We start from the raw sequence: 22,142 nt of genomic DNA on the forward strand, positions 1-22,142 counted from the left end.
GGGACGCTCCGCCCGCCGACGCGACCCGGCTGGTCCGGACCGCGCACGAGCGCCGAGCTGCTGGTGCCCCTCGCGCTCGACCTCCTGGAGCGGGATCCGCTCGCCGAAGGCGACTTCCACCCCGGTGACCTGCTCGTCGCCCTGCTGAAGGTCCCGCCGGTTGGAGAGCGTCCAGCGGCAGATCAACGCCTTCCGCGCCGCGCACAACCCCTGAATCAGCTGGGCATCGTGATCGTCTGGCCCGGCTTCATCGTCGCCCCGCAGTCGTCCAAAGGCCCGCCGAAGCGGTCCGCCGCCACCGCCGGGATCGTCTTCGCCGCGTAGTCCTGCGCCGCCTTCAGCTTCGCCGGGTCCGTCACCGCGTCGCGGCGGACCCAGTCGCCGTTGCGCAGGCCTTCGATCGGCGAGCTGTAGATCAGCACGTAGTCGCGGTCCAAGCGCGGGTCCAGAGCGATGCCGTTCCCCGCCGCCCAGGGGCCCCACGAGTGGATGAACGTCGGCTTCACCGTGTCGAACACGTAGTTGCGCAGGCCCGCCAGGTCGTTGTCGTGGACCAGGTCCGCGATCGGCTTGTTGACCAGGCCCGCCATGTCGACCAGCTCCAGGCGGCTGGTCATCGACGAACCACCGAGGTCCGGCAGCAGCAGCGACGCCTTCTGGATGCCCAGGATGTCCGCGTAAGTGTTGAAGCCGCGGCCGAAGCGGTCCGCCACCAGGCACGCCGTGATGTTGGGGTTCTTCGCGAACTTGTCCGCCGCCGACGCGAAGCCGATCGCCGACGGGATGAACGCGCCCACCAGGACCACGACCACGCCGACGCGCAGCAGGGCCTGGCGGTGGCGCAGCAGCTCACCAGCCGACAGCGTGCCCGCGATGACCGCCAGCGGCCAGATCGGGCTGGCGAAGCGGTGCTGGTACATCCAGTCCGGGACCATCACGCCGTACGCGACGATCCCGAGCCCCAGCGGCACCAGCAGCGCGATCAGCGAACGCCGCCACGGGGCCTTGACCAGCGCGAACGCGAGCACGAGCGCCAGCACGGCCACGCCGGCCCAGCCCGCGTAGCCGACCAGCTCGAAGGGGCGCTTCACGGCGTCGAAGCCCGGCAGGCCCTGCTGCTTCGCCACCGACGGGTTGGCCAGGAGCCGCCCGAACTCGGCGTGGCGCCAGACGACGTACGCGCCGAACGGCACCGCGAACGCCGCCACCGACAGCAGGGCCAGGCGGAAGCTCTTCCAGAACAGGCCGCCGCGCAGCAGGAACAGCGCCGCCAGCGGGTACGCGCCCGCGTAGATCAGGCCTTCCGGCCGGGTCAGCGCGGCGAACGCCACCATGACGCCCGCCCAGATCGCGACCTTCGGGGTCAGCAGGCGGTCGTTGCGCACCGCGATGAACAGCGTCACGCCCAGCGTGACCACCGCGAACGCGAACAGCGAGTTCTCCAGGCCGGACACGACCCAGATGACGAACGACGGGATCGTCGCCAGCGTCAGGCCGGCGATCAGCGTGGCCAGCCACGCGAAGCGGGTGAAGATCTGCTTCGCGGCGAAGTGGCACGCGGTCAGGATGCCGCCGGTGAACAGCAGGCCCAGCACCTTCGGGAACAGCACGTAGTCGGGCAGCCCGAAGAGGGAGCCGTGGTCGAAGAGGCCGACGAGCTTGCCGAGGCCGAGCAGCACCATCCACGTCGGGTCGGAGAAGCCCTCGACCGGCGGGGCGCCCGGCTGCAGCACCGGGCCGAGGCCGTCGGCGAAGCTGCGGGCGTAGGAGAACGTGATGGCGGCGTCGTCGACGATCCAGTGGCCGTAGCGCGTGGCGTGGGCGGCGACCGCCGCGACGCCGGCGAGCACGGCCAGCACCGGCGCGAGCCGCGCGCCCCAGCTCCGCGCGGTCGTCGCGGGCACGGGGTCCTCGGGGACGTCGCTCGGAGAGGTCTCGGTGAGTGCGCTAGCCGTCATGTCCTCGTCACTGTTCCGCCCGCAGGCTTCTGCCGGTGGGATACGCGCGAGCCGGCGCCCCCTGAAGTGGGTCGAGCTGGAGACCCGCCACCGCGGCGACGCGGTCGAGACACTGTAGCCAATACCCCATCGGGGGTCGGCCACGCGTCGGCATTGAGCGTGATCCACCCCACATTCGACCGGTCAGGACAAGTGCGAGGTGTCGTTGACCAGGCGGACCGACGCGTTGCCGTCCGGGTAGAACTCGACGATCGACAGCGATGCCAGGTCCAGGTGCAGCCGGAACAGCAGCTGCGGGCCGGCGTCGAGGCCCATCCGCAGCAGCGTCTTGATCGGCGTCACGTGGCTGACCAGCAGCAACGTCCGGCCGCCGTGTTCGGCGATCAGCTCGTCGCGGGCCTTGCGGACACGCCGGTGGACGACGTCGAAGCTCTCGCCGCCCGGGGGCGGCACCGCGCTGTCGCCCAGCCACGAACCGTGCAGCTCGGGGTCGCGGTCGGCGGCTTCGGCGAACGTCAGGCCTTCCCAGTCGCCGAAGTCGGTCTCGATGAGGCCGGGGTGGGTCTCGACGCGGCCGCCGAGCGCGTCGGCGACGGCCTGCGCGGTCTGCTTCGTGCGCGTGAGCGGCGAGGAGATGATCGGGACGGCCTCGCCGTCGACGACCAGGCCGTCCATCGCGGCCAGCCGCTTCGCCGCCGCCGCGGCCTGCGCGCGGCCCAGTTCGGTGAGCGGGACGTCGCCGCGGCCGGAGTAGCGGCGCAGCGCCGACATCTCCGTCTGGCCGTGGCGCAGCAGGAGCAGCCGGGTCGGCGTGCCCTTCGCGCCGGTCCAGGCCACCGTCGCGCGGTCCGGCTTGCGGGTCGGCAGCTTCGGTGGCTTCGCCGTGGCGGGCTTGCCGGCGGCCTCGTCCATGGCCTCGTTGGCCAGGCGGTCGGCGTGGGAGTTCTGCGCGCGCGGGATCCACTCGTACTTGACGCGCGTGAACCCGGCGGCCAGCTCCTTGGCCCGCTCGGCCAGCGGCTGCATGTCCGGGTGCTTGATCTTCCAGCGCCCGGACATCTGCTCCACCACGAGCTTCGAGTCCATCCGGACGTCCACAGTGGACGCACCGAGCTCGGCCGCGGCGGCCAGCCCGGCGATCAGCCCGCGGTACTCGGCGACGTTGTTGGTGACGACGCCGAGGCCTTCCTTGCGCTCGGCGAGGACCTCGCCGTCGGCGTCCTTGACCACGGCGCCGTAGCCGGCGGGCCCGGGGTTGCCCCGGGATCCGCCGTCGGCCTCGATGACGACGTGCGAGGTCACAGACCCGACTCCACGGTCCGGACCAGGATCGCGCCGCAGTTCTCGCACTGGATGACCTCGTCCTCGGGCGAGCCCTTGATCTCGTTGACGGTGTTGCGGTCCATCTCCAGCTGGCAGGCACCGCACCGGCGGGCGCGAAGCAGGGCGGCACCGATGCCCTTGTGCTCGCGGACCCGCTCGTACAGCTTGAGCAGCGGCTCCGGGAAACGCGGCAGCAGCTTCGCGCGGTCCTCGTCGCGGCGGGCGCGGATGGTGTCGAGGTCCTTGAACGCCTCGTCGCGGCGGACGATCGCGGCGGCGACCTCGGCTTCGGCCTTGTCGACCTCGGCGCCGGTGCGCTGCGCGTCCAGGCCCAGCGCCTCGCGCTGCTCCATCAGCTCCAGCAGGTCGTCCTCGAGCGCGCGCTGGCGCCGTTCCAGTGTCTGCAGTTCGTGCTCGATGTCGGTCATCTGCTTCGAGTTCACCGAGCCGGACGCGAGGAGCTTGCGGTCGCGGTCCTCCCGGGCGCGCACCGACTCGATCTCCTTCTCCTGCCGGGCGACCTCGCGGTCCAGGTCGGAGGCGGCGGTCTCCACCGAGACGAGCGCGTCGCGGCGCTCGCGGGCGAGCTTCTCCCCCGCGTCGATCTCGGCCAGCTCCGGCAGGGTGCGGCGGCGGTGCGCGGTGCGCGAGAGCTCGGCGTCCACCTTGGCGAGCTCGAGCAACTGGCGCTGCACGGCGGGTTCGGCCTTCACGGTGCTCCTCTTAATTCGATGTGCGCTCGGCGCGGACGTTCCACGGGTCGGTGCACCGCGTGGAGACGCAGATGTCGACGTTACCCGCAAACGCTCGCGCCACGACCGCCGAGGCTTGCCCGCACCACGGCCATTCGCTGGCCCAGTGGGTCAGCCCGACCAGCGCGGGCACCGGGTGCGCCCCGGCGAGGTGCTCACCGGCGGGGTGATGGCGCAGGTCGGCGGTGACGTAGGCGTCGACCCCGGCCGCGGTGGCCTGCTTCAGGTAGGAGTCGCCGGCCCCGCCGGAGACGGCGACGGTGCGGATCAAGCGGTCCTCGTCGCCCGCCCCGAGCACCCCGGGCACGGTCTCGGGCAGCGCGTCGGCGACCCGCTGCACGAAGATCGCGAACGGCTCGGGCTCGGGCAGTTCGCCGAGGCGGCCGATGCCGGTGACGCCGTCGGCGTTGGGCGCAAGGGGGCCGGTCACGCGGAGCCCGATCGCCTGCGCGAGCGCGTCGGAGACCCCGGGGTCGGCCGAGTCGGCGTTGGTGTGGGCGCAGTAGAGGGCGATACCGGCGCGGATCATCCGGTGCACGAGCGCACCCTTGGCGGTGTCGGCCGGGACGCCGTGCACGCCGCGCAGGAGCAGCGGGTGGTGCGCGACGATCAGCTGCGCGCCGAGGTCGGCGGCTTCGTCGACGGTCTCGGCGACCGGGTCGACGCAGAAGAGCACGCGCGTGACGGGCTCGGCCGGATCGCCGCAGACGAGGCCGACGGCGTCCCACGACTCGGCGAGCGCGGGCGGGTAGGCCTGCTCCAGCACGGTGATGACTTCGGAGAGTGCGGGCATCCGGGGATCTTCGCATGTACGGTCGTGCGCCATGCGAGTACTGGCTGTGCTCTTCGCGGTGGTGTCCGGTCTCCTGGTGGCGGCGCTCCCGGCGTCGGCTTCTCCCCCTGGCTTGTGGCGGCTCACCGACCTGGCCGCGCAGCGCGTGGAAATAGCCGATCAGGTGGCGGCGGCGAAGTACGGAACGCCGTCACCGATCGACGACCCGGTGCGCGAACAGCAGATCTACGACTCGGTTTCGGCGCGCGCCCCGGGTCTCGGCCTCGACCCGGCGGACGCGGTGCGGTTCTTCCGCGCGCAGATCGAGGCGAACAAGGTGGTGCAGCGCGGGCTTTACACGCGCTGGGACGCCCACCCGGCGGAAGTTCCTTCGCCCCGGCCGGATCTCGCGGTGATCCGCCCGGTGATCGACCGGCTGAACACGGGGTTGCTGACGGAGCTGGCGGCGACTTCGGCGGTGCGGGCGGCGCATTCGTGCCCGGCGCGTCAGCTGGTGGCGGCGGGGGTGGCGGACGTCGTCCACCACTTCGACGCACTGCACACCCGCGCCCTCGGCACGGCGACGTCGGCTACCTGCTTGGGCTGAGGGACCCTCGGCAGCGGCTGTTCGTGCGGGCCGGGGGAGGCGCCCCGGCGGCGTCTGGCCGCCGCCGCCGTGAGCGCCGCGTGGGGCGTCAGTTGCAGTTGCCGCAGCAGCCGCAGCCCTGACCGGTGCACTTCGAACAGCATCCGTGCATGATCGCTTTCCTTCCGGTTCGCGTCCTCGCGTGATCACGCTAAGTGCCGGTCGCGGGCCACGGGTACCGCCGAGTGAGCGGGTGACCGGGTGAACCAGCCGGTTACGCAGGCGAAGGGGGCGTTCCACGAAGGGTCCCGCACTGGGCGGCCAGGGCCGGATGAGTCCGGCCGACGCTGATCCGCATCGCCCGCCGGTAAGCCAGGTCGCACTCCCAGCAGGTTTTCAGCGGAGGCCTTCGCACGTAGTTCTCAAAGACGACCTCGTGCTCCTCGCCGCACAGCGTGGTGAGGATGCCGTTGCCGAAGTCGATATCGGCGACCCAGTGCCAGATGTCGTCGAGGGCCGGCTGGATCCGGGCCTTGTCCAGGTAGACGATCAGACTCACCGGAGCACCGCCTCAAACTCGTCATGACGTCTTGATGAGACAACGGTCACACGCGGTCGTCGACTGGTCAAGACGAGTTGACGAGTGGAGAATGTTCCGCATGGTGGACCGTACGAGTGGAGTTCCCGCGTTCCGGCAGGTCGCGACCGATCTTCGCCGGAAGATCGATGCTGGCGAGTACGCGCCCGGAGCCAAGCTTCCGAGTGAACGCGAGCTGATCGACACCTATGGCGTTTCGCGGCCGACCGTCCGTGAGGCGGTGAACCTCCTGCGGTCCGAAGGCGTGGTGGACGTCGAGCACGGCCGTGGCGTGTTCGTGCGCCCACCGTCGAACATCCAGCGGCTCGCGCGCGCCCGGCTCTCCCGTGATGCGCGCGAACGGAACGAAGGCGCGTTCATGGCCGAAGCCAAGGCGAAGGGGTTCACCGCGGCGAGCAACGTCAAGGTCCGCTTCGAACGCGCCGACGAACGGGCAGCCGGATATCTGCAGGTACCGGTCGGAACCGACGTGACCGTAAGGGATCGGGTGATGCGAGCCGACGGACTGGTGGCTCAGATCGCGGTGTCCCGGCTGCCGCGTGAACTGACCCGGGGCACCGCGATCGAGAAGATCAACACGGGCGACGGCGGAACTTACGCTCGCCTCGAAGAGGCGGGGCACGTGATCGGCTCGTTCGCCGAGCACGTGGGCGCCCGGATGCCGACTCCGGACGAAGTGTCGCTGCTCCAGCTCGCCGGCGGCGTCCCGGTCTTGACGGTCACGCGCGTGGCCTACGGAACCGGTGGCAGGGCATTGGAGATGAACGACATCGTGCTCCCGGCCAGCCTCTACCAACTGTCGTACGAGTGGCCGGCGGACTGATCGAGACCGCCGAGTGAGCGGGTGACCGGGTGAACCGGCCGGTTACGCTCGCGGACGTGACCCACATCGTCTTCGTCTGCTCCGGCAACATCTGCCGCTCCCCGATGGCCGAACTGGTGTTCCGGGCCAAGCTCGAAGAAGCTCACCTCGGCGATGCCGTCCGCGTCACCAGTGCCGGTACCGGGCCGTGGCACGCCGGGGAGCCCGCCGACAAACGTGCTCGCGCGACGCTGAAAGCGCACGGCTACCCCACCTCGCACGTGGCCTCCGAAGTCTCCGGCGAAGACCTCGCCGCCGATCTGCTGCTGGCCGCCGACGAAGGGCACGCCGAGTTCCTGCGGTCGCGGGTCGAGGATCCCGCCAAGGTGCGGCTGCTGCGCTCGTTCGACCCGTCCGCGCCCGAAGGCGCCGAGGTCCCGGACCCCTACTACGGCGGTGACGACGGCTTCGAGGACGTCCTCGGCATGGTCGAACGCGCGGTGCCCGGCTTGCTCGACTGGGTCCGCGCCGAGCGGTGACCGGCGTCACAGCCGATCTTCGTACGGTTGAGCGGGCCGCGCCCGATAAGCCCTCCGGCATCGTCGTCGATGAGGGGAAAACGCGTGCTCAAAAGGATTTCGGGCGTTCTGGCGCTCGTGACCGCGGCGGGGTTCGTGGCCGCCGGTCCGGCCGGAGCGATCGCCGGGGGAAGTCAAGCCGCCGAAGGAACGTATTCGTACGTCGCCAAGGTGAACACCGCCGGGCGGGGCTGCACCGGGGCGCTCGTCGCGCCGCAGTGGGTGCTCACCGCCACGACCTGCTTCGGCGACGCCGCGACGCCCGCGGGCCCGCCGCCGGCCGCGGCCACCGTGACCGTCGGGGGCCGGACCACCGCGGTCGCCTCGCTCGTGCCGCGGCCGGACCGGAACCTCGTCCTGGCCCGGCTCGACGCGCCCGTCTTCACCGTCGCGCCGGTCGCCCTCGGGACCTCGCCCGTCAGCACCGGCGAAACCCTGCGGCTCGCCGGCTACGGCCGGACCGCGACCGAATGGGTGCCGGACCGGTTGTCGACCGCCACCTTCACCGTCGCGTCGAGCACCGCGACCACGCTGAACGTCACGGCCGACGCCACCACCTGCAAGGGTGACGCGGGCGGTCCGGCGCTGCGCGAGACCGGCGGCGCGACCGAACTGGTCGCGATCAACAACGCGTCGTGGCAGCACGGCTGCATCGGCGAGACCGAAACGCGCAACGGCACCACGGAAACCCGGCTCGACGACCTCACGGACTGGGTGCGCGCCCAGATCCCGCCGTACGCGATCCGCAACTTCAACGGCCTGTGCACCGGCGCCGGCACCCAGGTGACCACCGCGGCGTGCGCGGCGGACAACACCGGGCAGCGGTGGACGCTCCCCGGGGACGGCACGGTCCGCACCGCGGCCGGCCTCTGCCTCGCCGTGACCGGGACGTCGGTCGGGACCGCCGCCTGCACGGCCGTCCCGGAGCAGCAGTGGCGCTTCCCCGGCGACGGCACGCTGCGGACGGCGGGCGGTGTCTGCGCCGACATCGGCAGCAACGCGGCGGGCGCGGCGCTGCTCGTCACCGGCTGCGTCGCCGGCAACCTGAGCCAGCAGTGGTTCCTCAAGGGCGACGGCACGCTGCGCAACCACAACGGGCTCTGCGCCGACCTGGGCTCCAACGCCGAGAAGACCCCGATCACCGTCGTGACCTGCGGCGAAGGCCTGGTCAGCCAGCGCTGGGGCCTCCTCGGCGGCACGCTCGTCAACACCAACCGCCTGTGCGCCGACCTCGGGTCCGACGACCCCGGCACGCGGGTGATCATGGTCGCGTGCCGGGCGGGCGCGGTCAGCCAGCAGTGGACCGCGCCGGGCGACGGCACGCTGCGCAACCACAACGGCCTGTGCGCCGACCTGGGCTCCAACGACCCGGGCACGCGGGTGATCACGGCCGCCTGCGTCGCCGGCAACGTGAGCCAGCAGTGGCGGCTCGACCGCTGAGTCCCGTTCGTCCCGGCCTCCGTCACAGGTGGTGGAGGCCGGGACGCGGCCGGGCCGGGGCACGGCCTACCGTGGTGGGGTGCGGTTGCGGTTCCTGCTCAAGCCCGGGTGGCTGGCTCTGACGGCGGTGGTGTTCACCTTCGCCGTCTGCTGCTTCACGCTCCTGTCGCCGTGGCAGTTCAGCCGCAACACCGAACGCGAGCAGCAGAACTCCGCGCTGGAGACGTCGTTCACGGCCGCGCCGCTGCCGCTGACGCAGCTGCTGCCGCCGGGGAGCGTGATCGGCCCGCAGACCGAATGGCACCTCGTCTCGATCACCGGCCGGTACCTGCCGGACAAGGAGGTCGTCGCGCGGCTGCGGACGGTGCAGGGCGAGGGCGCCTTCGAGGTGCTGACGCCGTTGCAGACCACCGACGGCACCGTCGTGCTCGTCGACCGCGGCTACGTCCGGCTCGACAGCAAGTCCGGCGCGCTGCCGTTCGCGCCGCCGCCACCCGGCGTCGTGACGGTGACCGCGCGGGCGCGCGCCGACGAAACGGACCCGAAGAACCGTGACGCGTTCGCCGACGCGTCGACCGGCGGGCGGCTGCAGAGCTACGTCGTCGATTCGCGGGTCGTCGCGCGGGCGGCGAAGCTCGACATCCGGCCGGGCTACTTCCAGCTCGACACCGGCCAGCCCGGCGTGCTCGGCGCGCTGCCGCTGCCGCAGACGGACTCGGGGCCGTTCCTGTCGTACGCACTGCAGTGGATCGCGTTCGGCGCGATGGCGCTGCTCGGCTGGCTGTACTTCACCGTGCGCGAGCTGAAGCCCGGCGGCGCGCTCGATTCGTCGCCGACGCCGGCGCGCCGCAAGTCGGTCGCGGAGATCCTGGCCGAGGACGAACTCGCCGAAAGTGGCCATCAGAAGTAGGCCGGAAATGGCCCTTCGGCGCGGCCACTTGCCCGGGTGACACTGCGGGCATGCTGATCCACCCGTGGGACGCCGCCGACGACTCCGAATGGCGGGAGTGGCTGTCCTCGCACGACTTCGGCCAGCTGATCGCCGGCGGCACCGGCCGCGACCTGCCGGTGGTGACCCCGGCGCACTTCGCGTTCGACGGCGACCGCACGGTCGTCACGCACCTGGCGCGGCCCAACCCGATCTGGCCGCTGCTGGAGGAGCACCCGCGGGCGCTGCTGACGGTGGTCGACGACTACACCTACATCCGCGCGGACTGGAACACGACCGCGGACCCGGCGCGCGGCGTGCCGACGTCGTACTACGCGACCGTGCAGCTCGAGGGCGACGTCCGGCTGGTCGACGACCCGGCGGCGAAGGCGGCGCTGCTGGACGAGCAGCTGCGGCACTTCGAGCCCGACGGCGCGCGGGCCGCGGTCAGCGCCACGGAGGCGCCGGACAAGCGGCTGCTGCCGGGGATCCGCGGGATCGAGTTCACGATCACCGGCGTCCGGGCGAAGTTCAAGTTCGGCGGCAACAAGACGGCCGAGGACCGGGACCGGATCGGCGCCCGGCTGACCGAGCGCGGCGGGCGGCTGGACGCGGAGGCGGTGACGCAGCTGCGCCGCCGCGGCTGAGGGGACACCCCCTCAGCCGCGCTTCGTTCAGCCGCCGCAGGCCGCGACCGGCTGCACGGCCAGGTCGCCGTCGATGGTCTCGCCGGTGGCGTGGTTCAGCGCGTGCACGGTCATGTGCTGGACCCGGCCGGGCCGGTTGGCGGTCGGGTGCTGCTCCCGGATGCCGGTGGGCGTCGAGACGTCGTCGCCGGTGAAGAAGACCAGGCCGTTGTCGGCGAAGGTGATCGTCCAGACCTGACCGGCGACGTTCGTGTGGATCTCGAACTCCTCGCCGACGACGAACGAGCCGCCCGGGCCGTCGTCGTCGTGCTTGGACTTGAGCGTCCACGAGGTGCCCATGCTGCCGACACTGTCGGTTGTGCCGCGGCGGCCAAGCACGAGCGGCCCCCGCCCTATCCCTGGGGGCGGCCCCTAGGCCAGTCTATCGGTGCCCCAGGACAAAACCGCCCCAGCGCAAGCGAAGCCGCCCGGTTGTCCACACCCGGCCGCCCCTGTGGACAGCTCAGCGCGAGCGGCGCCGCAAACCCGCCGCGACGGCCAGCACCACCGAGGTCACGGCGGCCAGCCAGCCGACGACCCGGGACAGCTCGACCGCCCGCGTCACGTGCCCGGCGTCCGGGTTGCGCCCGACGCCGAGGACCGGCAGCTCGGCCACGCCGTGCGGGTACACCGTCCGGCCGCCGACGCGGACCTCCAGCGCACCCGCGAACGCCGCCTCGACGCGCCCCGCGTTCGGGCTCGGGTGGGCGATCGTGTCACGGCGCCACGCGCGCCACGCGCCACCGGCCGAGCCGCCGACGACCGGGGCCGCCAAGACGGTCAACGCCGCCGCCACGCGGGTCGGGACCAGGTGGACGAGCTCGTCGAGCCGATCGATCGCCCAGTGCCCCCGCCGCCCGACGCGGGCCCGGCGCAGCAGGCTCACGGCGCGCGCCCCGGCCAGCCCGGGAACGCCCGCGAGCGCGCCCCACACCAGCGGGGCGACGACGGCGTCGGAGGTGTTTTCGGCCAGCGTCTCGACGGAGGCGCGGGACAACGCGATCGCCCCGAGGCCGTCGGCGACCCGCGGGTCCAATTCGGACAGTGTCGCGCGCGCCGGCTCGAAGCGGCACTCTTCGAGGTCACGCGCGAGTTCGGTGCCCTGCACGGCCAGCCCGGCGGCCCCGAGGACCGCCCACGTCGTGACGGCCGTCGCCGAGGCTTGGACGAGCGGCCGCCCGCGACCGGCCCGCTCCAGCAGCACGCCACCCACGACGGCGGCACCCGCGACGAGAGCGCCACGGCCGGGGGTGAGCCGCCGGAAAGCCGTGACGGGCGGACGGCGGCGGGGGTCGCCGAGGGCGCCGTCGGCCGCCACACCCAAGACCAGTCCGATCGCGCGCGCCGCGCTCACCCGTGCCCCCCGGCGGAAGAAAACTGCAGTTCCTGAGGAGGCTACTCGACCCCGGAACCCGCCTCGCGGCGTGTCCGCCTGCCCCCACCGGCTCGCACGACGACCACCTGCACTCGCCTCGCGCGCGACCGCCGCCCGGCCGATGTCCGCCTCGGCTCACGCACCGAACGACGACCGCGGGACCCACCTCATCGGCGCCGCACGACCGACCGCCCGGCTACGACACGAGCGCCCGCCTCGCCGGCATCCGCACGACGGCCCGCCCCCACCGACCGCCCGAGCGCCCCATCCCGGGCCCGCCTCACCGGCATCCGCACGACGGCCCACCCCACCGGCCTCGATTACTCCACCAAGGCAGCGATCTCCTCACGCGCCTGCACCACGATGTCCCGCATCGCCCGCTCGGCCCGGTCCGCCTCCCCCGCCGCCACCGCCGCCGCCACCTCCAAGTGCAGCGCCACCGCCTCGGGCTGCGGCTCCGGGGGCATCAACCCGTGCCCCGTCCGCCCCGTCAGCACCTCCGCCACGACCTCCGACAGCTGCGCGAACATCGGGTTCCGCGAAGCGCTCAGCAACAGGTCGTGGAAAGCGATGTCGAACTCGAGAAAAGTCGGCAGGTCCCGCGCCCGGGCAGTCCGCGCCAGCCGCTCCCCCAACGCCCCGAGCCGACCCCGCTCCTCCGGTGTCGCCCGCAAAGCCGCGTACCGGGCCGCGCAGGGTTCGATCGCCGACCGGAGCTCGTTCAGCGTGGCCAGCGCCGCCGGGCGGCCCGGCCCGTCGAGTTGCCAGCGGATCAGCCGCGGGTCGTAGTGGTTCCACTCCGCCGTCTCGCGGACGGTCACCCCGACCCGGCGCTTGCTGCTCGTCAGCCGCATCGTCTCCAGGACCCGGACGACCTCGCGGGCCACCGTCCGCGAAGCACCGAAGCGCTCTTGCAGCTCTTCGGAGCGCAAGACGGTGCCCGGGGGCAGCGATCCGTTCGCGATCGCCGCGCCCAGCTCGTCCAGTACCTGCTCGTGCCTCACCTCACCCAACCTAGTCATCTGACTCGATTAAGTAGTACTTCATCTTGAATAAGTAGTACTTTTGAGTTTGACTCTCCTGGGCACAACGACGTGGGAGGTGCGGATGACCGTCATCGTGGTGATGGGGGTGTCAGGCTCCGGGAAGACGACGATCGGGACCGCGCTCGCGCGGGCGCTGGACGTCGAATACGCCGAGGCGGACACGTTCCACCCGAAGGCCAACATCGACAAGATGACCGCGGGGCACCCGCTGACCGACGAGGACCGCGCCCCCTGGCTCGAGGCCATCGCCGGCTGGATCCGGGAGCACCAGGCCGCCGGGGGTGTCGTGACGTCGTCCGCGCTCAAGCGCCGGTACCGGGACGTGCTGCGGACCGGCGGGAACGTCTGGTTCGCCCACCTGCACGGGGACCGCGAGGTCCTCGCCGAGCGCATGCAGTCGCGCTCGGGTCACTTCATGCCGGTGTCGCTGCTGGACTCCCAGCTCGCCGACCTCGAACCCCTCGAACCGGACGAGCCCGGAGCGATCTTCGACATCCGCGAGTCGCCCGCCGCCATCACCGACGGCGCCCTCACCGCTTTCCGGGAGCGCTCATGACCACCCTCGCCGCCGCCTGGACCGGCCACGACACCCGCCTGATCGCCGCGACCGTCGTCGCGATCGCCGTCATCGTCGTGCTGATCACCAAGGTGAAACTGCACCCGTTCCTGTCGCTGGTGCTCGGCTCGCTCGTGCTCGGGCTGACCGCCGGGATGCCGGTCGACAAGCTGCTCAAGAGCTTCACGACCGGTGTCGGCAGCACGGTCGCGTCGGTCGGCATCCTGATCGCGCTCGGCGCGATGCTCGGCAAACTGCTGGCCGACTCGGGCGGCGCCGACCAGATCGTCGACACCGTGCTCGGCAAAGCCCGCGACAAGAGCCTGCCGTGGGCGATGGCGCTCGTCGCCGCGCTGATCGGGCTGCCGATGTTCTTCGAGATCGGGCTCGTCATGCTGATCCCGGTGGTGCTGCTCGCGGTCAAGCGCACCGGGAAACCGTTGATGCTGCTGGGAATTCCTGCGGTAGCCGGGCTTTCGGTGCTGCACGGCCTCGTCCCGCCGCACCCCGGCCCGCTCGCCGCGGCGGGCGCGCTGAACGCGAACGTCGGGATCACGCTGGCGTTCGGCCTGCTCGTCGGCATCCCGACGCTGGTCATCGCGGGCCCGCTGTTCGGCAAGCTGGCCGCCCGGCTGGTGCCGGACGCCGCGCCGCCCGAGCGCCTGATTCCCGAGCGCGCGGACACCGGCAAGCCGCGCCCGAGCTTCGCCGCGACGCTCACGACGGTGCTGCTGCCGGTCGTGCTCATGCTGGCGAAAGCGCTCTCCGACATCCTGCTGGCCAAGGACAGCCAGGCCCGCAAGATCCTCGACTTCGTCGGCGACCCGCTGATCGCGCTGCTGGTGGCGGTCCTGGTCGGCATGGTGCTGCTGGGCCGCCCGGCCGGGCTCGGCCGCGACAAGCTGTCCACTGTGGTCGGTGACTCGCTCGGCCCGGTCGCGGGCATCATCCTCATCGTCGGCGCGGGTGGCGGTTTCAAGCAGACCCTGGTCGACGCCGGCGTCGGCGACGTCATCACCGGCCTGGCCAAGGACGCGAACCTCTCGCCGCTCCTGCTCGGCTGGCTGGTCGCGGTGGCGATCCGCCTGGCCACCGGCTCGGCCACGGTGGCGACGGTCTCGGCGGCGGGCATCGTGGCCCCGCTGGCGGCGGGGATGGACCCGTCGCAGAGCGCACTGCTCGTCCTGGCGATCGGCGCCGGGTCGCTGTTCTTCTCGCACGTCAACGACGCCGGGTTCTGGCTGGTGAAGGAGTACTTCGGGCTCTCGGTGGGCCAGACCCTGAAGAGCTGGTCGGTGATGGAGACGCTGATCTCGGTGGTGGCGATCGCCCTGATCCTCCCCCTCTCCCTGCTGGTCTAGATGTGATGTTCAGGGACGTTGTCCCGAGCTGAGGTGACCCGGTGACGGCCTGTCGTGCAGACAGGTGAAGGCCTCCGGATGTGAAGTGGAGCTGTCTAGGAACCGCTTCACCCACCGGAGGCCTTCGTGTCCCACCCTGGCCCCACACAACCCGCCTGCGACTCGCTCGCCTGATCGTCGAACAAGGCTGGAACTGCACCGACGCGGCGAAGATGTTCATGGTCGCCGCCAAGACCGCCGCGAAGTGGCCCCCCTCCTCCCACCGCACCGAAGGTATGGCCGGGATGGCTGACCGCAGCAGCCGCCCACACCACAGCCCGAGCAAAACCTCGCCCGTGCCGGTGCGTCAGATCGCGCGACTGCGGTGGCGGCACCGGCTGGGCCCGGTCCAGATCGCCGGCCGGCTCGACCTGCCCGCATCCACCCTGCACGCCGCGCCGGTGCGCTGCCGGATCCACCGACTCAACCCACATCGACCGGGTCACCGGCGAACCCCTGCGCCGCTACGAACACGCCCATCCCGGATCGCTGATCCCCGTCGATGTCACCAAGTCCGGCAACATCCCCGACGGCGGCGGGCACCGCTTCGTCGGACGCGCCAAGGCGACCGCAACAAACGCCCCCGGGCTGCCCCGCGGCGCCTACGCCGAAATCCACACCCACGAAACCGCAGCCACCGCCACCGCGGTATTGCGCCAGGCAGTGGCCTGGTTCACCGACCGCGGCGTCACCGTCGAACGGGTCCTGCCCGCCCCTACCGGCCGCAGACCAACGGCAAGATCGAACGGTTCCACCGGACACTGGCCGATGGATGGGTCTACGCCCGCTTCTATCCCTGCGAGCAACAACGCCGAGCAGCGCTACCGGGCTGGCTGCACTTCTACAATCACCACCGACCCCACAGCTCAACCGGCGGCAAGCCACCGGTCACCCGGCTGACCAACCTCCCCGGACATCACATCCAGCCCCGCACTTTCACGTGGAAGCGCGGCGTTGACATGTGACCTTTTGGTCACCTATCTTGAGGACGTGCAAGACGACCTGGTGTTCAAGGCGCTGGCGGATCCGACCCGCCGGTTCCTGCTCGACCTGCTCTTCGAGCGTGACGGCCGCACGCTCACCGAGCTGGAGACCCAGGTCGAGATGACCCGCTTCGGCGTCATGAAGCACCTGAAGCTGCTGGAAGAAGCCGGGCTCGTCGTCACGCGCAAGGACGGCCGCGAGAAGCGGCACTTCCTGAACCCCGTGCCGATCCGGCAGATCCACGACCGGTGGATCGACAAGTACACCGAGCGCCACGTCACCGCGCTGCTCGACCTCAAGAACGAACTGGAAGGCGAAGAACCATGACGACCACCGTGCAGGTCCACCGCGTCTACATCAAGGCCACCCCGGAGCGCATCTGGGAAGCCATCACGAAGCCCGAGTGGACGCAGAAGTACGGCTACACCGGCCTCGCCGACTTCGACCTCAAGGTCGGCGGCAAGCACCGGACCCGCCCGACGCAGGCGTTCATCGACGCCGGGTTCACCGGTGACCTCGTCGACGGCGAGGTCCTGGAAGTCGACCCGCCGCGCAAGCTCGTCATCACCTGGAAATTGCTGATGGGTCCCGAAGGGATGGGCGCCGAGCCGTACACGACGCTCACCTACGACATCGAGGCGACGAAGACGGCCGGCACCAGACTGACCGTCACCCACGACGTCACCGGCGCGCCGCTCACCGCCGACATGGTCGCCGGGGTGCACGAAGACGTCAACGCCGGGCCGGGCGAGAACGCCGGTGGTGGCTGGGACTGGATCCTCTCGGACCTCAAGTCCCTGCTGGAGACCGGCGAAATCCTGGTGCCGTAAGGGGGTCTGGCGGGACCTGTCTCGCGCCGCTTCGAGACAGGTCCCGCCAGGGTCTTCAGACGCGCTGGGTCGCCGCCTTCAAGGCCGTCTTCGCGGCCTCCGGCGCGCCCAGTGTGTCGAGTCCGAACAAGGCCGCCCCCACCACGGGGTTCACGTCGACGACGCGGACCACCGCGCGCGGCGCCACCTTCAGGCACCGCTTCTCGATCTCCGCGATCACCGGCGCGCCGATCCCGGTCAGCACGCCGCCGCCGAGGACGATCTCCGGGGCTTCCCCGGTCAGGTCCAGCTCGCGGAGGATCACCGCGGCGAACACGCTGACCTCCTCCACGAACCGCGTCACGACGTCCTGCGCGACCTCGTCGCCGGCCGCCGCCACCTCGAACAGCAGGGGGCACAGCCCGTGGATCGACGCCGCGTCGATCTCCTCGAAGTGCAGGCCCTGCACGACGTCCAGCAGCGTCGGCTTCCCGAAGTACGCCGCCACCGCCGGCATCAGCGCGGTCCGCGGGCCGCGGCCGTCCTCGGCGCGCACGGCCCACCACAGCGCTTCTTCGCCGAGCCGGTAGCCGCCACCCCAGTCGCCGGAGATCTTGCCCAGCGCGGGAAAGCGGTGGACGCGGCCGTCCGGTCCGACGCCGGCGCCGTTGATCCCGGCGCCGCACACCACGGCGACGCCCACCCCCGCGCTGCCCGCCCGCAGCAGCGCGAGGGTGTCGTTGCCGACGGTCAGGGTGTCGCTCCAGCCGCGCGCGGACAGCGCCGCGTGCAGCGCTTCTTCCTCACGCGGGAAGTCCAGCCCGGCCAGGTACGCGGAGGTGTGGACCGCGGCCGGCCGTTCCCCGAAGTCCGGAAAGGCTTCCAGCACCAGGGTTTCCAGCGCCGTGACGCAGGCCGCGACGCCGACGTTCTGCGGTGACGCGCCGGGCCCGCGCGACTGGCCCAGCACGACGCCGTCTTCCGAAATCACGAGGACCTCGGTCTTGCTGTTGCCGCCGTCGACAGCGATGATGGCAGGCTTCATCCGCGCGCCCACGGCAGGTATTCGCGGTTGATCTGCACCAGCGAGTCGGCGAGCTGGTCGGCCTTGGTGTACTGCCCGACCAGCGGGTGTGCCAGCAGCGCGTCCGCCACGCGGTCGCGGCCGCCCTTGATCGCCGCCTCCAGTGCGAGGTACTCGTACGACGTCGTCGCCGCGATGAGCCCGGCGAAGCGCTGCTCCACCGGCGGTTGCGCGATCGGCGTCGCACCCTTCGAGTCCACAGTGGACCTGGCCTCGATGACGGCGTCGTCCGGCAGGAACGGGAAAGTCCCGTCGTTGCGGACGTTCACCACGTGCTCCTCGGCCGGCCCGCCCGCGGTCAGCGCGTGCACGAGCTGCACGGCGGCCTCCGAGTAGTACGCGCCGCCGCGCTTCTCCAGCGATTCCGGCTTCGTGTTCTGCTCCGGGTCGAGGTAGATCTTCAGCAGTTCTTCCTCGACGTCGGACACGACGTCCGCGCGCGGCCGCTCGGTGCGCTGCTTGGTGACCTGCTCGTCGTGCGCGTAGAAGTACTTCAGGTAGTACGACGGCACGACGTTCATGCGCCGCAACCACTTCTCCGGCACGCTGACCTCGTTGGACAGGTAGTCCAGGTGCTGGTCCAGCAGCTCGGGCAGCCGGTCGACGCCGTCGACGAGCGCGCCGCGCTCCCAGCTCAGGTGGTTGAGTCCGGTGTGGACGAGCTTGACGTCGTCCGCGCCGACGCCGAGCAGCTTCCCGAACTGGCGCTGCAGGTTGATCGCGACGTTGCACAGCCCGACCGCGCGGTGGCCCTCGTTGAGCAGGGCGCGCGTGACGATGCCGACCGGGTTCGTGAAGTTGACGATCCACGTGTCGTCACCGGCGATCTTGCGCACGCGGTCGGCGATGTCGAGCACCACCGGGACCGTGCGCAGCGCCTTCGCGAGGCCGCCCGCGCCGGTCGTCTCCTGCCCGACGCAGCCGCAAGCGTGCGGGAACGTTTCGTCCGAGCGCCGCGCCCGCTGCCCGCCGACCCGCAGCTGGATCAGCACCGCGGACGCGCCGTCGACACCCTCTTCCAGCGACTGCGTGGTCCGCACCCGCGCGGGGTGGCCGGCGTGGTCGAGCAAGCGCTGGCTGAACCCGCCGACGGCGTCGACGCGGTAGGCGTCCGGGTCGACCAGCACGATCTCGTCGACGTCCAAAGTGGACCGGCGACCGGCGATCCCGTCGATCAGTTCCGGCGTGTAGGTGGACCCGCCACCGACGACTGCCAGCTTCATCCCTTGACTCCCGTGAATGTGATGCCCTTGACGAACGACTTCTGGGCGAAGATGAACAGCACGATGACCGGCGCCATGATGAGGGCCGTGGCGGCCATCGTCAGGTTCCACTCGACGTGGTGCATGCCGCGGAAGGACGCGATCGCCAGCGAAAGCGGCCAGTGGTCGCGGTTTTCCCCGGTGTAGAGCAGCGGCCCGAAGTAGTCGTTCCAGGTGAACAGGAAGCAGAACATCGCGGTGGCCGCGATCCCGGGCTTCGCCATCGGGATCAGCACCCGGTACATCGCCTGGAACTCGTTGCAGCCGTCGATCTTCGCCGCTTCGATGTAGTCCTTCGGAATGGTGAGGAAGAACTGGCGGAGCAGGAAGATCGAGAACGCGTCGAAGAAGAAGTACGGCACGATCAGCGGAACCAGCGTGCCCGTGAGGCCCATCCGCACCCACAGGTCGTACAGCGGCACGATGGTGACCTGCGGCGGCAGCAGCATCGCGGCCACCGTCAGCATGAAGAACAGGTTCTGCCCGCGCCACCGCAGCTTCGAAAGCCCGTAGGCGGCCGGGATCGCCGACAGCAGCGCGCCCGCCGTCGCCACGGCCGAGTACAGCAGGCTGTTGCCGAAGTACGACAGCAGCGGCGCCTTCCGGAACACCTCGACGAAGTTCTCGAAGTGCCATTCGGTCGGCCACAGGCTCGCCGTCATCGCCTGGTCGCTCTTCATCACCGAAGTGAGGAACACGAACAGCAGCGGCAGCATGAAGATCACGCCGAGCGCGATCCCGACCGCGTGGGTCGCGATGTAGGAAAGCCGCTTGTCCCAGTTGCGCTTGAACCGCACCTTCGGCGGCACGCCCGCATCGCGCTGCGGCGCTTCGGCCAACGCGGTCATGCGCCCTCCTCCTGGTGCTGGGACTTCCGCAGCTGCCGCACCAGGATCCAGGTGAACCCGGCGCTGACGATGAACAGCAGCACGGCCATCGCTGCCGCGTAACCCATGTTGAAGTAACGGAAACCCTGGACGTACAGCCAGATCGGGTACGTCAGCGTCGAGTTCTGCGGTGCGCCGATCAGCTTCGAGTTGCCGGCGACGTCCGCGGTGCCCGCGCTCGCGGAAGCCGCGACGATCGCCTGCGTGAAGAACTGCAGCGCGTAGATGATCGAGTTGACCACGCCGAAGAGCAGCACCGGCGAGATCGAGGGCAGCGTGACGTGCCAGAACCGGCGGATCGGGCCGGCGCCGTCGAGCTCCGCCGCCTCGTACTGCTCGGTCGGGACGTCCAGCAGCGCGGCGAGGATGATGATCATCAGCTCGCCGGAGCCCCACAGCGCGAGCAGCGTCAGCGCGGGCTTCGACATCTCCGGGCTGTTGAACCACAGTCCGCCGTCGATGCCGACGAGTCGCAGGAACCGGTTGACCGGGCCGAATTCGGGGTTGAACACGAAGACGAACGCCAGGGTCGCCGCGGCGGGCGGGGCGAGCGTCGGCAGGTAGCAGAGCGTGCGGACCAGGCCGACCCCCGACTTGAGCCGCGAGATCACCGACGCGACGCCGAGGGAGAACACCACGCGGCAGACCGTCAGGATGACCACCAGCCACAGCGTGTTGTACGCGGCCGTGCCGACCAGCGGCTCGGTGGTGAACATCCGGACGTAGTTGTCGAAGCCGATGAACACCGGCGGGTTGATCAGGTCGTACCGGGTGAAGGAGTAGTAGACCGTGGCGATCAGCGGGTAGCCGAAGAAGATCAGGAATCCGAGGAACGCCGGTGCCATGAAGAAGAAAACGGTTCGGCGGCGCTTGGCCCGGCGGGCCCCCGCCCGCACCTTCGCAGGTGCGGACGGGGAACCTTCGGTGGTGACGGGAAGAGCGGTGGAGGTCATCCGCCCGCGCCCTTCTGCTTGAGCTCGTCGTTCACCTGCGCGTCGACCTTCGCCAGGCCCGCGGTCAGGTCGGGGATCGAGCCGGCCTGCCACTTCTCCGCGAAGTCGTTGACGGCCTTGAGGTGCGCGTCACCGATCGGGGTGGTCTGGTTGGCCACCAGCTTGCCGCTGTCGTAGATGTCGAGGAACGTCTTGAACTGCGGCTGCAGGTCCAGCTTCGGCGAGGTGAGCGAAGCCTTGGTGCTGGGCACGTTCTTCAGGCCGTTGGCCATGTCCACCAGGGTGTCGGTGTCCAGGGTGGCCTGCTTGATCAGCTCCCACGCGGCGCCGGGGTTCTTGGCGCCCTTGGGGATCGCGATGATCGTGCCGGTGGTGAACCCGCCGCCGTAGCGGTCGGCCATCGAGTCCAGCACCGGGAACGGCGCCGTCTGGTACTTGATCTCCGGCGCCTGGTCCTTGAGGAACGCGGTGCGGAACTCGCCGTCCATGATCATGGCGAGCTTGCCCTTGTGGAAGCCGTGGTCGGCGGAGTACTCGTCACCGAGGCCCGCCTTGAACTTCTCGACCTTGTCGTGTCCGCCGTAGAAGTCGATGAGCTGCTTCTGGAACTCGAACATCGCCTTCCAGCCGGGGTTGGTGGCGAGGTCCGACTTGCCGTCCTGGCCGAGGAAGGTGGCGCCGAAGTACTGCGCCCAGTACTGGGCCTGGTTGGCGTAGAACGGCATCGAAGGCAGGAAACCCGCGACCTTGATCGAGCCGTCCGGGTTGAACTCGGTGAGCTTCTTGGTGTCCTCGAACAACTCCGACAGCGTCTTCGGCGGCGAGGTGATGCCCTTCGACGCGAACATGTCGGTGTTGTAGTACATCCCGTAGACGTCGGCGAGCATCGGCATCGCGCACCGCTTGCCCTGGTACTCGGTGTAGTTGCGGACGGCTTCGGGGATCTGGTTCAGGTCGATCTTGTCGCGCTCGATGTAGGGCTTCAGGTCCTGGAAGCTGCCGGTGGAGCACCACGCACCGAGGTTGTCGGTGTAGAAGGAAATCGCGACGTCGGGCGGGTTGCCGCCGCGGATCGACTGGGTGAGCTTGTCGTCGTCCTGGTTGCCCTCGTGCTTGATCTCGATGTTCGGGAACTTGGCCTTGAGCTTGTTGAGCCCCGCCGTCACCACGCCGTACTCGCGGTCGGTGAACTTCGAGTACACGGTGATCGTGAGCTTGTCGTCCTTGCCGGGCGCGGCCGCGGCGTCACCCCCGCTCGGGGCGGCGGCGCCGGAACAGGCGCTGGTCAGCAGGACGGACGCCGCGGCGGCGGCCGCAAGAAGTGCGCCGCGACGGGTCCGGGTGGTAGGGGGCATGGCCCTCC

At 70.7% G+C, this 22,142-nt stretch carries 24 protein-coding genes and 1 pseudogene; 12 read left to right on the top strand and 13 right to left on the bottom strand.

Annotated features, from left to right (window positions below; translation table 11 throughout):
* Window positions 1–63: 63 nt before the first annotated feature.
* Window positions 64–324, top strand: coding sequence for a contact-dependent growth inhibition system immunity protein (locus AB0B33_RS16655; protein ID WP_360772156.1), 261 nt, complete (start codon window positions 64–66; stop codon window positions 322–324).
* Here AB0B33_RS16655 and AB0B33_RS16660 read toward each other — a convergent pair.
* The 4 genes from AB0B33_RS16660 to AB0B33_RS16675 all read right to left on the bottom strand — a co-directional run bounded on the left by AB0B33_RS16660 (window position 216) and on the right by AB0B33_RS16675 (window position 4,826).
* On the bottom strand, window positions 216–1,958 hold the full coding sequence (locus AB0B33_RS16660; protein ID WP_360772159.1) for a hypothetical protein: 1,743 nt from the start codon (window positions 1,956–1,958) through the stop codon (window positions 216–218). The genes AB0B33_RS16655 and AB0B33_RS16660 overlap by 109 nt on opposite strands.
* A gap of 183 nt (window positions 1,959–2,141) precedes the next feature.
* Window positions 2,142–3,260: a bifunctional RNase H/acid phosphatase gene (locus AB0B33_RS16665; RefSeq protein WP_247014437.1), complete on the bottom strand. Its 1,119-nt coding sequence runs from the start codon at window positions 3,258–3,260 to the stop codon at window positions 2,142–2,144.
* Window positions 3,257–3,994, bottom strand: a complete 738-nt coding sequence (locus AB0B33_RS16670) for a C4-type zinc ribbon domain-containing protein (RefSeq protein ID WP_247014438.1) — start codon at window positions 3,992–3,994, stop codon at window positions 3,257–3,259. The genes AB0B33_RS16665 and AB0B33_RS16670 overlap by 4 nt, the downstream gene beginning before the upstream one ends.
* 10 nt (window positions 3,995–4,004) lie before the next feature.
* The gene (locus AB0B33_RS16675) at window positions 4,005–4,826 is read right to left on the bottom strand and encodes a Nif3-like dinuclear metal center hexameric protein (RefSeq protein ID WP_360772162.1); all 822 of its coding nucleotides are present in this window, start codon (window positions 4,824–4,826) and stop codon (window positions 4,005–4,007) included.
* A 31-nt stretch (window positions 4,827–4,857) separates the two neighbouring features.
* Here AB0B33_RS16675 and AB0B33_RS16680 point away from each other — a divergent pair, with 31 nt between their 5' ends.
* The gene (locus AB0B33_RS16680) at window positions 4,858–5,412 is read left to right on the top strand and encodes a chorismate mutase (RefSeq protein WP_360772165.1); all 555 of its coding nucleotides are present in this window, start codon (window positions 4,858–4,860) and stop codon (window positions 5,410–5,412) included.
* A gap of 253 nt (window positions 5,413–5,665) precedes the next feature.
* On the opposite strand, the gene AB0B33_RS16685 is transcribed toward AB0B33_RS16680, so the two are convergent.
* Window positions 5,666–5,950, bottom strand: a complete 285-nt coding sequence (locus AB0B33_RS16685; protein WP_360772167.1) for a hypothetical protein — start codon at window positions 5,948–5,950, stop codon at window positions 5,666–5,668.
* A 100-nt stretch (window positions 5,951–6,050) separates the two neighbouring features.
* Between AB0B33_RS16685 and AB0B33_RS16690 the strand changes: the two genes are divergently transcribed.
* The 5 genes from AB0B33_RS16690 to AB0B33_RS16710 all read left to right on the top strand — a co-directional run bounded on the left by AB0B33_RS16690 (window position 6,051) and on the right by AB0B33_RS16710 (window position 10,384).
* Window positions 6,051–6,812, top strand: coding sequence for a GntR family transcriptional regulator (locus AB0B33_RS16690; protein WP_360772170.1), 762 nt, complete (start codon window positions 6,051–6,053; stop codon window positions 6,810–6,812).
* A gap of 56 nt (window positions 6,813–6,868) precedes the next feature.
* Window positions 6,869–7,330, top strand: a complete 462-nt coding sequence (locus AB0B33_RS16695) for a low molecular weight protein-tyrosine-phosphatase (protein ID WP_360772173.1) — start codon at window positions 6,869–6,871, stop codon at window positions 7,328–7,330.
* An 84-nt stretch (window positions 7,331–7,414) separates the two neighbouring features.
* Window positions 7,415–8,809, top strand: a complete 1,395-nt coding sequence (locus AB0B33_RS16700; protein WP_360772176.1) for a ricin-type beta-trefoil lectin domain protein — start codon at window positions 7,415–7,417, stop codon at window positions 8,807–8,809.
* Window positions 8,810–8,888: 79 nt separating this feature from the next.
* Window positions 8,889–9,719 (top strand): SURF1 family cytochrome oxidase biogenesis protein, encoded by an 831-nt coding sequence (locus tag AB0B33_RS16705; protein WP_247014444.1) that lies wholly within the window; start codon window positions 8,889–8,891, stop codon window positions 9,717–9,719.
* Window positions 9,720–9,769: 50 nt separating this feature from the next.
* The gene (locus tag AB0B33_RS16710) at window positions 9,770–10,384 is read left to right on the top strand and encodes an FMN-binding negative transcriptional regulator (protein WP_360772179.1); all 615 of its coding nucleotides are present in this window, start codon (window positions 9,770–9,772) and stop codon (window positions 10,382–10,384) included.
* Between the two features lie 27 nt (window positions 10,385–10,411).
* Here the strand turns inward: AB0B33_RS16710 and AB0B33_RS16715 are convergent, their stop codons facing one another.
* The 3 genes from AB0B33_RS16715 to AB0B33_RS16725 form a co-directional block, all read right to left on the bottom strand.
* Window positions 10,412–10,723, bottom strand: coding sequence for a hypothetical protein (locus AB0B33_RS16715; RefSeq protein ID WP_360772182.1), 312 nt, complete (start codon window positions 10,721–10,723; stop codon window positions 10,412–10,414).
* A gap of 163 nt (window positions 10,724–10,886) precedes the next feature.
* Window positions 10,887–11,777, bottom strand: coding sequence for a cobalamin biosynthesis protein (locus AB0B33_RS16720; protein WP_360772185.1), 891 nt, complete (start codon window positions 11,775–11,777; stop codon window positions 10,887–10,889).
* Window positions 11,778–12,118: 341 nt separating this feature from the next.
* The gene (locus tag AB0B33_RS16725; RefSeq protein ID WP_247014448.1) at window positions 12,119–12,820 is read right to left on the bottom strand and encodes an FCD domain-containing protein; all 702 of its coding nucleotides are present in this window, start codon (window positions 12,818–12,820) and stop codon (window positions 12,119–12,121) included.
* 85 nt (window positions 12,821–12,905) lie between these two features.
* Here AB0B33_RS16725 and AB0B33_RS16730 point away from each other — a divergent pair, with 85 nt between their 5' ends.
* From AB0B33_RS16730 to AB0B33_RS16750, 5 genes and pseudogenes are all read left to right on the top strand, one after another.
* The gene (locus tag AB0B33_RS16730; RefSeq protein ID WP_360772189.1) at window positions 12,906–13,400 is read left to right on the top strand and encodes a gluconokinase; all 495 of its coding nucleotides are present in this window, start codon (window positions 12,906–12,908) and stop codon (window positions 13,398–13,400) included.
* A complete protein-coding gene (locus tag AB0B33_RS16735; protein ID WP_247014450.1) occupies window positions 13,397–14,761 on the top strand; it encodes a gluconate:H+ symporter in 1,365 nt (454 codons plus the stop codon). The genes AB0B33_RS16730 and AB0B33_RS16735 overlap by 4 nt, the downstream gene beginning before the upstream one ends.
* 155 nt (window positions 14,762–14,916) lie before the next feature.
* Window positions 14,917–15,765 (top strand): annotated as a pseudogene (locus AB0B33_RS16740) (IS481 family transposase).
* Window positions 15,766–15,790: 25 nt separating this feature from the next.
* Complete coding sequence (locus AB0B33_RS16745) at window positions 15,791–16,111, top strand: metalloregulator ArsR/SmtB family transcription factor (protein WP_086671947.1); 321 nt, start codon at window positions 15,791–15,793, stop codon at window positions 16,109–16,111.
* Window positions 16,108–16,614, top strand: a complete 507-nt coding sequence (locus AB0B33_RS16750; RefSeq protein WP_247014451.1) for an SRPBCC domain-containing protein — start codon at window positions 16,108–16,110, stop codon at window positions 16,612–16,614. Before AB0B33_RS16745 ends, AB0B33_RS16750 begins: the two co-directional genes overlap by 4 nt.
* Before the next feature lie 55 nt (window positions 16,615–16,669).
* Here AB0B33_RS16750 and AB0B33_RS16755 read toward each other — a convergent pair whose 3' ends face one another.
* The 5 genes from AB0B33_RS16755 to AB0B33_RS16775 are packed head-to-tail and all read right to left on the bottom strand — an operon-like array spanning window position 16,670 to window position 22,134.
* On the bottom strand, window positions 16,670–17,638 hold the full coding sequence (locus AB0B33_RS16755) for a BadF/BadG/BcrA/BcrD ATPase family protein (RefSeq protein WP_360772192.1): 969 nt from the start codon (window positions 17,636–17,638) through the stop codon (window positions 16,670–16,672).
* Window positions 17,635–18,900, bottom strand: coding sequence for a 6-phospho-beta-glucosidase (locus AB0B33_RS16760; protein ID WP_360772195.1), 1,266 nt, complete (start codon window positions 18,898–18,900; stop codon window positions 17,635–17,637). Before AB0B33_RS16760 ends, AB0B33_RS16755 begins: the two co-directional genes overlap by 4 nt.
* Window positions 18,897–19,787, bottom strand: a complete 891-nt coding sequence (locus AB0B33_RS16765) for a carbohydrate ABC transporter permease (RefSeq protein ID WP_247014454.1) — start codon at window positions 19,785–19,787, stop codon at window positions 18,897–18,899. The genes AB0B33_RS16760 and AB0B33_RS16765 overlap by 4 nt, the downstream gene beginning before the upstream one ends.
* Window positions 19,784–20,779 (bottom strand): sugar ABC transporter permease, encoded by a 996-nt coding sequence (locus AB0B33_RS16770; RefSeq protein ID WP_247014455.1) that lies wholly within the window; start codon window positions 20,777–20,779, stop codon window positions 19,784–19,786. The genes AB0B33_RS16765 and AB0B33_RS16770 overlap by 4 nt, the downstream gene beginning before the upstream one ends.
* Window positions 20,776–22,134 (bottom strand): extracellular solute-binding protein, encoded by a 1,359-nt coding sequence (locus AB0B33_RS16775; RefSeq protein ID WP_247014456.1) that lies wholly within the window; start codon window positions 22,132–22,134, stop codon window positions 20,776–20,778. The genes AB0B33_RS16770 and AB0B33_RS16775 overlap by 4 nt, the downstream gene beginning before the upstream one ends.
* Window positions 22,135–22,142: the final 8 nt, after the last annotated feature.

Source organism: Amycolatopsis sp. NPDC049159, from assembly GCF_040648295.1.
GTDB classification, from domain to species: domain Bacteria; phylum Actinomycetota; class Actinomycetes; order Mycobacteriales; family Pseudonocardiaceae; genus Amycolatopsis; species Amycolatopsis pretoriensis_A.

What these genes read in the sequence shown, in the direction of transcription:
- AB0B33_RS16660 (WP_360772159.1), bottom strand. Translation starts at nt 1,958, where the DNA reads ATGACGGCTAGCGCACTCACCGAGACCTCTCCGAGCGACGTCCCCGAG.
- AB0B33_RS16675 (WP_360772162.1), bottom strand. Translation starts at nt 4,826, where the DNA reads ATGCCCGCACTCTCCGAAGTCATCACCGTGCTGGAGCAGGCCTACCCG.
- AB0B33_RS16680 (WP_360772165.1), top strand. Translation starts at nt 4,858, where the DNA reads ATGCGAGTACTGGCTGTGCTCTTCGCGGTGGTGTCCGGTCTCCTGGTG.
- AB0B33_RS16690 (WP_360772170.1), top strand. Translation starts at nt 6,051, where the DNA reads ATGGTGGACCGTACGAGTGGAGTTCCCGCGTTCCGGCAGGTCGCGACC.
- AB0B33_RS16710 (WP_360772179.1), top strand. Translation starts at nt 9,770, where the DNA reads ATGCTGATCCACCCGTGGGACGCCGCCGACGACTCCGAATGGCGGGAG.
- AB0B33_RS16715 (WP_360772182.1), bottom strand. Translation starts at nt 10,723, where the DNA reads ATGGGCACCTCGTGGACGCTCAAGTCCAAGCACGACGACGACGGCCCG.
- AB0B33_RS16725 (WP_247014448.1), bottom strand. Translation starts at nt 12,820, where the DNA reads ATGACTAGGTTGGGTGAGGTGAGGCACGAGCAGGTACTGGACGAGCTG.
- AB0B33_RS16730 (WP_360772189.1), top strand. Translation starts at nt 12,906, where the DNA reads ATGACCGTCATCGTGGTGATGGGGGTGTCAGGCTCCGGGAAGACGACG.
- AB0B33_RS16735 (WP_247014450.1), top strand. Translation starts at nt 13,397, where the DNA reads ATGACCACCCTCGCCGCCGCCTGGACCGGCCACGACACCCGCCTGATC.
- AB0B33_RS16750 (WP_247014451.1), top strand. Translation starts at nt 16,108, where the DNA reads ATGACGACCACCGTGCAGGTCCACCGCGTCTACATCAAGGCCACCCCG.
- AB0B33_RS16755 (WP_360772192.1), bottom strand. Translation starts at nt 17,638, where the DNA reads ATGAAGCCTGCCATCATCGCTGTCGACGGCGGCAACAGCAAGACCGAG.
- AB0B33_RS16760 (WP_360772195.1), bottom strand. Translation starts at nt 18,900, where the DNA reads ATGAAGCTGGCAGTCGTCGGTGGCGGGTCCACCTACACGCCGGAACTG.
- AB0B33_RS16765 (WP_247014454.1), bottom strand. Translation starts at nt 19,787, where the DNA reads ATGACCGCGTTGGCCGAAGCGCCGCAGCGCGATGCGGGCGTGCCGCCG.
- AB0B33_RS16770 (WP_247014455.1), bottom strand. Translation starts at nt 20,779, where the DNA reads ATGACCTCCACCGCTCTTCCCGTCACCACCGAAGGTTCCCCGTCCGCA.
- AB0B33_RS16775 (WP_247014456.1), bottom strand. Translation starts at nt 22,134, where the DNA reads ATGCCCCCTACCACCCGGACCCGTCGCGGCGCACTTCTTGCGGCCGCC.